General features: G+C 70.6%; 1 protein-coding gene. It reads left to right on the top strand.

Annotation, left to right across the window (positions count from 1 at the left end):
* On the top strand, window positions 1-415 hold a 415-nt coding region (locus VSR82_RS40080), incomplete at both ends, for a phosphopantetheine-binding protein (protein ID WP_498858935.1).

Below are 415 nucleotides of genomic sequence, written 5' to 3' on the forward strand. Positions count from 1 at the left end.
CGCAGGACGATGCGTATGCGCGGCGGGGCTACGAGGCGCCGCGCGGGGAGCTCGAGACGGTGCTGGCGCAGCTGTGGGCGGAGCTGCTGGGGCTGGAGCGGGTCGGTCGGCATGACCACTTCTTCGAACTGGGCGGTCATTCGCTGCTGGCCGTGCAACTGATGGAGCGGCTGCGGCAGCGCTCGCTGGGGATGGAGGTGCGCACGCTGTTCGCGCGTCCGGTGCTGGCCGATCTGGCGGCCAGCCTGGGGCGCCATCAGGAGGTCGCGGTCCCCGCCAACCTGATTACCGCGCACAGTACGGCGATCACCCCCGGGATGCTGCCGCTCATCGGGCTGAGCCAGGCGGAGATCGACCGGGTGGTGGCCACGGTGCCCGGAGGGCTGGCCAACATCCAGGACATCTATGCCCTCTC

It is taken from the genome of Burkholderia sp. JPY481, assembly GCF_038900515.1.
GTDB classification, from domain to species: Bacteria; Pseudomonadota; Gammaproteobacteria; order Burkholderiales; family Burkholderiaceae; genus Paraburkholderia; species Paraburkholderia youngii.